This window comes from Thauera sp., assembly GCF_034003485.1.
GTDB lineage: Bacteria > Pseudomonadota > Gammaproteobacteria > Burkholderiales > Rhodocyclaceae > Thauera.
Map to the genome: position 1 here is coordinate 1 of NZ_JAVEYL010000062.1, position 7,460 is coordinate 7,460.

General features: G+C 62.2%; 6 protein-coding genes. 5 read left to right on the top strand and 1 reads right to left on the bottom strand.

Going from position 1 to position 7,460, the window contains the following annotated elements:
* The first annotated feature begins 9 nt into the window (after window positions 1–9).
* From RBT54_RS17740 to RBT54_RS17760, 5 genes are read left to right on the top strand one after another with little or no spacing between them, the layout of a single operon-like run.
* Window positions 10–144, top strand: coding sequence for an NAD(P)H-dependent oxidoreductase subunit E (locus RBT54_RS17740; protein ID WP_320368347.1), 135 nt, complete (start codon window positions 10–12; stop codon window positions 142–144).
* Entirely contained in the window at window positions 141–1,694 is a 1,554-nt protein-coding gene (locus tag RBT54_RS17745; protein ID WP_320368342.1) for an NADH-quinone oxidoreductase subunit NuoF, read from the top strand. Before RBT54_RS17740 ends, RBT54_RS17745 begins: the two co-directional genes overlap by 4 nt.
* A gap of 18 nt (window positions 1,695–1,712) precedes the next feature.
* Window positions 1,713–4,559 carry a formate dehydrogenase subunit alpha gene (gene fdhF, locus RBT54_RS17750; protein WP_320368343.1) on the top strand — a complete coding sequence of 949 codons (2,847 nt, stop codon included), beginning with the start codon at window positions 1,713–1,715 and terminating at the stop codon, window positions 4,557–4,559.
* Window positions 4,560–4,573: 14 nt separating this feature from the next.
* Window positions 4,574–5,413 carry a formate dehydrogenase accessory sulfurtransferase FdhD gene (gene fdhD, locus RBT54_RS17755; protein ID WP_320368344.1) on the top strand — a complete coding sequence of 280 codons (840 nt, stop codon included), beginning with the start codon at window positions 4,574–4,576 and terminating at the stop codon, window positions 5,411–5,413.
* Window positions 5,410–5,634 carry a formate dehydrogenase subunit delta gene (locus tag RBT54_RS17760; RefSeq protein WP_320368345.1) on the top strand — a complete coding sequence of 75 codons (225 nt, stop codon included), beginning with the start codon at window positions 5,410–5,412 and terminating at the stop codon, window positions 5,632–5,634. Before fdhD ends, RBT54_RS17760 begins: the two co-directional genes overlap by 4 nt.
* Before the next feature lie 26 nt (window positions 5,635–5,660).
* Here the strand turns inward: RBT54_RS17760 and RBT54_RS17765 are convergent.
* Window positions 5,661–7,460, bottom strand: a 1,800-nt coding sequence (locus RBT54_RS17765; RefSeq protein ID WP_320368346.1) for a sigma-54-dependent Fis family transcriptional regulator, incomplete at its 5' end; no start/stop codon positions are given.

The following is a 7,460-nucleotide window of genomic DNA, read 5'->3' on the forward strand; positions in this document are numbered from 1 at the left end:
GATGGCGCCGTGACGCTGGAGCCAGTCTACTGCCTCGGCAACTGCTCCCTTTCCCCGGCTGTGATGCTGGATGAAAAAGTCCACGGTCGCGTCAGCCCGGAAAAACTCACCCGCCTGATTCAAGCTGCGAGAGATTCACAATGAGCATCAAGGTTTACATCCCAAGAGATTCAGCCGCACTTTCCATGGATGCGGACGCAGTTGCCCTGCAGATTGCAGCAGAAGCCGCGCGTCGCGGCGTCGTGATCGAAATCGTCAGAAACGGCTCCCGCGGCATGCACTGGCTGGAACCGCTGGTCGAAGTGGCGACAGCGCAAGGCCGGGTAGCCTACGGCCCGGTGGAAACGGACGACGTCGCCGGACTGTTCGACAGCGACTTTTTGCACGGGGGCGAGCATGCGCTACGCCAAGGCATCACTGACGAACTGCCCTGGCTGAAAAATCAGGAACGCCTGACCTTTGCCCGCGTCGGCATCACCGACCCGGTCAGCCTCGGCGACTATATCGCGCACGATGGCTATCGTGGTCTGCGCCAGGCATTGACCATGGCACCGGCCGACATCGTGCAGCAAGTCACGGAATCCGGCCTGCGCGGGCGCGGCGGCGCAGCATTCCCGACCGGCATCAAATGGAACACCGTACTCGGCTGCGAAGCCGAACAGAAATACATCGTCTGCAACGCCGACGAGGGCGACTCCGGCACCTTCTCCGACCGCATGATCATGGAAGGCGACCCTTTCGTGCTGATCGAGGGCATGACCATCGCCGGCCTCGCCGTCGGCGCCACACAGGGCTATATCTACCTGCGTTCGGAATATCCTGATGCTCTGCAGATACTGAACGAAGCCATCGACAGCGCCTACAAGAACGGCTACCTGGGCGACAACATCCTCGACAGCGGCCGCAGGTTTGACCTGGAAGTCCGTCGCGCCGCCGGCGCTTATGTCTGCGGCGAGGAGACCTCGCTGCTGGAAAGCCTGGAAGGCAAGCGCGGCCTGGTGCGCTTCAAACCGCCGCTACCCGCCATCGAAGGCCTGTTCGGCAAGCCGACCGTGGTCAACAACGTCATCAGTCTCGCCAGCGTGCCCATCATCCTCGACAAGGGGGCGACCTATTACAAGGACTACGGCATGGGCCGCTCGCGCGGCACGCTGCCGATCCAGCTGGCCGGCAACATCAAGCATGGCGGCCTGGTCGAAAAGGCCTTCGGCATCACGCTGCGCGAACTGCTCTACGATTTCGGCGGCGGCTCCGCCAGCGGCCGGCCGATCCGTGCCGTGCAGGTCGGCGGCCCGCTCGGCGCCTATCTGCCCGAATCACAATTCGACACGCCGCTGGATTACGAGAAGTTCAGTGAATTGTGGGCCGTACTCGGTCACGGCGGCATCGTCGCCTTCGACGACACCGTGGACATGGCAAAGATGGCCCGTTATGCCTTCGAGTTCTGTGCCATCGAATCCTGCGGCAAGTGCACGCCATGCCGCATCGGCTCGACACGCGGCATGGAAGTCATGGACAAGATCATTGCCGGTCGTGACCGGGAGAAACAGATCACGCTGGTACGAGACCTGAGCGATACCATGCTGAACGGTTCGCTCTGCGCATTGGGCGGCATGACACCCTACCCGGTGCTCAGCGCGCTCAATCATTTTCCTGAAGATTTTGGCGTGGACGCCAGTACAACGGCAGCATAACGCCGAGGAGACCGCATCATGAACAAACCTATCGATTTCGGCACCCCGCTCAAGCACAGCGATACCCACGTCAGTCTGGAGATCGACGGCCAGGAGATCAGCGTACCCAAGGGTACCTCGGTCATGCGCGCCGCGATGATGGCCGGCGTCACCGTGCCCAAACTGTGCGCCACCGACAGCCTGGAACCGTTCGGCTCCTGCCGCCTCTGCCTGGTTGAGATCGAAGGCCGCCGCGGCTATCCGGCTTCCTGCACGACCCCGGTCGATGCCGGCATGAAGGTGCATACGCAAACGCCCAAGCTGGCGGACATCCGTCGCGGCACCATGGAACTCTACATCTCCGACCACCCGCTCGACTGCCTGACCTGCGCCGCCAACGGCGACTGCGAACTGCAGGACATGGCCGGTGCGGTCGGCCTGCGCGAAGTGCGCTACGGCTATGACGGCGCCAACCACCTGAAGGCGGAAAAGGACACCTCCAACCCGTATTTCACCTTCGATCCGGCCAAATGCATCGTCTGCTCGCGTTGCGTGCGCGCCTGTGAGGAAACCCAAGGCACGTTCGCGCTGACCATCCAGTCGCGCGGCTTCGATTCCAAGGTCGCCTCCGGCATCGAGAATTTCCTCGATTCTGAATGCGTCTCCTGCGGCGCCTGTGTGCAGGCCTGCCCGACCGCCACGCTGATGGAGAACACCGTCATCGAACACGGCACGCCGGAACACAGCGTGACCACCACCTGCGCCTACTGCGGCGTCGGTTGTTCGTTCGACGCCGAAATGAAGGGCGAGGAAGTCATCCGCATGGTGCCGAGCAAGAACGGCGGCGCCAACCACGGCCACTCCTGCGTAAAGGGCCGCTTTGCATGGGGCTATGCCACGCACAAGGACCGCATCACGACCCCGATGATCCGCAAGAGCATCAAGGATCCGTGGCAGGAAGTCTCCTGGGAAGAAGCGATCAGCTACGCCGCCAGCGAACTGAAGCGCATCGAAGCCAAGCATGGCGTCGGCGCTATCGGCGCCATCACCTCCTCGCGCTGCACCAACGAGGAAGTCTATGTCGTACAGAAACTGGTGCGCGCCCGTTTCGGCACCAACAACGTCGACACCTGCGCCCGCGTCTGCCACTCGCCGACCGGCTACGGCCTGAAGCAAACCCTGGGAGAATCGGCCGGTACGCAGACCTTCGATTCGGTCATGCAGTCCGATGTCATCATGGTCATCGGCGCCAACCCGACTGACGGCCATCCGGTATTCGCTTCGCAAATGAAGCGCCGCCTGCGTCAGGGCGCCAAACTGATCGTGGCCGACCCGCGCGAGATCGACCTCGTATCGTCGCCGCACGTCAAGGCCGACTACCATCTCAAGCTGCGCCCGGGCACCAACGTCGCCTTGATCTCCGCCCTCTCGCACGTCATCGTCACCGAAAGTCTGGTCAACGAAGACTTCGTGCGCGAGCGCTGTGAATGGGATTCCTTCGAGATGTGGCGCGACTTCGTCGCCAAGCCGGAGAATTCGCCGGAAGCGCTGGAAAAAGACCTCGGCATCGACCCGCAGACCGTGCGTGCCGCTGCGCGCCTCTACGCCACCGGCGGTAACGCCGCCATCTACTACGGTCTGGGCGTGACCGAGCACAGCCAGGGTTCGACCACCGTCATGGGTATCGCCAACCTCGCCATGGCCACCGGAAACATCGGCCGCGAGGGCGTCGGTGTCAACCCGCTGCGCGGCCAGAACAACGTACAAGGTTCCTGCGACATGGGTTCCATGCCGCATGAGTTCCCGGGCTACCGCCATGTCGCCGACGACGCTACCCGCGCGCTGTTCGAAGCCGCCTGGGGCCGGCCGCTGAGCAAGGACCCGGGTCTGCGTATCCCGAACATGCTGGACATGGCGGGCGAAGGCAGCTTCAAGGCTCTCTACTGCAACGGCGAGGACATCGCGCAATCCGACCCCAACACCCAGCACGTGACCCATGCGCTGGAATCGATGGAATGCGTCATCGTGCAGGATCTGTTCCTCAACGAAACCGCGATGTACGCCCACGTGTTCTTCCCGGGCGCCTCCTTCCTCGAGAAGAACGGCACCTTCACCAACGCCGAGCGCCGCATCTCGCCGGTACGCCGCGTGATGACGCCGAAGAACGGCTATGAAGACTGGGAGATCACCGCCATGCTGTCGAATGCGCTGGATTACCCCATGCCTTACCGTCACGCGTCCGAAATCATGGACGAGATCGCCGCGCTGACACCGACCTTCCGCGGCGTCAGCTTCGAGAAACTGGATCGACTGGGCAGCATCCAGTGGCCCTGTGACGACGAGCATCCGGAAGGCACGCCGATCATGCACGTCGACGAATTCGTCAGGGGCAAGGGCAAGTTCTTCATCACCCAGTACGTACCGACCACGGAACGCGTCACGCAGAAATATCCGCTGATCCTGACCACCGGCCGCATCCTGTCGCAATACAACGTCGGCGCCCAGACCCGTCGCACCAACAACGTCGCCTGGCATCCGGAAGATCTGATAGAGATCCATCCGCATGACGCCGAAGAACGCGGCATCCAGGACGGCGACTGGGTCGGCATCACCAGCCGTGCCGGCGAGACCGTCCTCCGTGCTTGCGTGAGCGAGCGCATGCAGCCCGGCGTCGTCTACACCACGTTCCACCATCCGGAATCCGGTGCCAACGTTATCACTACCGACAACTCGGACTGGGCGACCAACTGCCCGGAATACAAGGTGACGGCAGTGCAGGTCAGCCGCGTTTCGCAGCCGTCCGAATGGCAACGTGAGTATCAGGCCTTCAGCAAGGAGCAAAAAGCCTTCGCCGGCAAGCAACCGAGCAAGGCTCAGGTTGAATAGCTAGCGGAGCGCCCATGCTCGAAGCGTCCGCCGATGTCGTCATGGCACAAGCGACCTCCTCCGATTACCCGGTACTCAAATGGGAACACGGGCAGACGCGGGCGCTTGAGGACCATGTCGCCGAGGAAGTACCGGTTGCCTTGGTATACAACGGCATCTCGCATGCCGTCATGCTCGCCACGCCGCAGGATCTGGAGGATTTCGCGCTCGGCTTCTCGCTGACCGAAGGCATCATCAGCCGGCCGCAGGATATCTACGGCATCGAGGTGGTGCCGCAGGCCAACGGCATCGAACTGCATATCACGCTGGCGTCCGAACAGTTCCACCAGTTGAAACTCAGACGGCGCAACATGACCGGGCGCACAGGTTGCGGCCTGTGCGGGGCTGAGAGTTTGGAGCAGGTCATGCGCGTGCCGCTGAACGTGGTGCCCATGGGCGAACGCGTGCCCGCATCGTCGCTCGAAAGAGCCTTTGAAGAAATCAGCCGCCAGCAGCAGCTGCAGCAGCTGACCGGCGGCACCCATGCCTGCGCCTGGGTCAGCAATGCGGGCGAGATCCTGCTGCTACGCGAGGATGTCGGCAGACACAATGCGCTGGACAAGCTGATCGGCGCCATCGCCAAGTCAGGAGCCGGCACAACAGGCTTCGTGCTGACTACCAGCCGTGCCAGTTACGAAATGGTGCAGAAAACAGCCAGTGCCGGTATCCCCTTGCTGGTCGCCATGTCAGCGCCCACCGGCCTCGCCATCAAGATCGCGCAGAGTTGCGGCATTACACTGGTCGGCTTTGCCCGCCACCAGAAACATGTGATTTACAGTTGCCCCGAAAGAATATTGCACAAGGAAGCAAAATGAAGACCGAACGGCTCATCGTCATGGCCAACCAGATTGGTGATTTCTTCGAATCCTACCCGGATGCCGAACTGGCGAAAAAAAGCATCGCCAGTCATATCAAGAATTTCTGGGCGCAGAACATGCGCCAGCAACTGATCAGGCACGTACTCGAAAACCAGGGCGCGGGCTTGCACGCCAAGGTCAGTGAAGCGATCCGCGAACACCAGGCCAGCCTGGCCTGACCAGGTCACGCCCCAAGTATCTATTACTAGATCAGATTCAATCGCCGCGATTTGCGGTATATCGTCGCCCGACTGATACCGAGCTGGCGTGCGGCCGCCGCCATGTTGCCGCGATGTGCCGCCAGCGCCTGCCGGATCAGCGCCGCCTCGGTCTCCGACCAGCTGGCATCCGCAGGTTGCTCGGCCGGCTGCTGGCTTTCAACTCCGTCCGTCAGCTCTTCCAGGAAATCCTCCGGCAGGTGCGCCGTCCCCAGCGTGCGATCTTCCATGAACACCAGCGCCGAACGCAACACATTGAACAACTGCCGCACATTGCCGCGCCACGGATGACGGCGCATCAAGTCCAGTACCTCCGGCTGCAGCACCACATCCTTGCGCCCCAGATCATCATGCAGGATACGTTCGATCAGCGCCGGCAGGTCGGTGCGTTCGCGCAGTGGCGGCAGGCTGAGCCGCAGCCCGTTGAGCCGGTAGTACAGATCCTCGCGGAACAGTCCCTGCTGCACCCGCTCGCGCAACCGCTGGTTGGTCGCTGCGATGATGGCGATGTCGACCTCGATGCGCTTGTTGCTGCCGAGCGGCACGATCTCGCGTTCCTGAATCACGCGCAGCAGCCGCGCCTGCAGCGGCAACGGCATCTCGCCCACTTCGTCGAGGAACAGGGTACCACCGTGCGCCTGCTGGATACGGCCGACCGCACCGCGCCGGCGTGCCCCGGTAAACGCGCCCTCCTCATGGCCGAACAGTTCGGACTCGATCAGGCCTTCCGGAATCGAAGCGCAGTTGATGGCGACGAAAGCGCCCTGACGGCGCTGACCGGATTCATGGATGGCTTTCGCCAGCAACTCCTTGCCGGTACCGGTCTCACCCTCGATCAGCACCGGAATGTCATGCCCAAGCGCCTTGCGCGCCCGCTGCAGGGCAAGTCGTAGCACGCCGTCCCCGGTGTCCAGCCGATCGAGCGCAGTCATCTCTGTTTTGGTCTTTTCCGTGGCGGCGGGACGCTCCTGCATCAAACCCGGCATCGAAACGGCAGTCGCCAGCGTATGCATGCCCGGATCCGCCTTGGCATGCAAGCGCAACCCGTTCTTCAGGACCAGAATGGACTTGCTGCTGAGCGCACGCCTGGCGATGTCGAGAAACTTCGGCAGACTGAGTTCGAACAGGCTCTCGAATTCGGTGCCGGCCGCCTGCTGTTCGTCCAGACCGAGCTGGAATGCGCCGGTGCGATTGATTGCCAGCAGTTTTCCATCCGGCGAGAACACGGCGATGCCTTCCCACAGGGTACCGATGAACTCTGGCCGCGTATGGAACCGTATCGTGATATCGGCAGCAAAGCCGGCATTGAACAGGCGGTTCTCGATCATCAGCGCCGACATGCGTACCAGCGCCATGGTATGTTCCTGCGGTTGGCGGTGGTCGCCGGAAAGATCCAGCACGCCGATGATGCTGCCATGCGGATCGAGGATGGGCGAAGCGGAACAGTTAAGAAAGGCGTTCTGCTCGAAATAGTGCTCGCCACCCATGACGAACACAGGGTTCTTCTCGATCAACGCAGTACCGATGGCATTGGTGCCGGAAATATCCTCGCGCCAGGAGACGCCGGGCTGCAGCGCCACACGCTGGGCCTTGCTCATGAAATCCTGGTCGCCGAGCGCATGCAGGATGGTGCCGTCTGCATCGCTCAGGATGACCATGCTCTGGGTGCCGGCAATATGTGAGTAGAGACTTTCCATCTCCGGCTGCGCTTGCGTCAGCAGACGGGAGTTGCGTTCGCGCAGTTCATTCAGCTGCTGCATGGCGGCGGGTTCAGTCTCCGGCCGCAG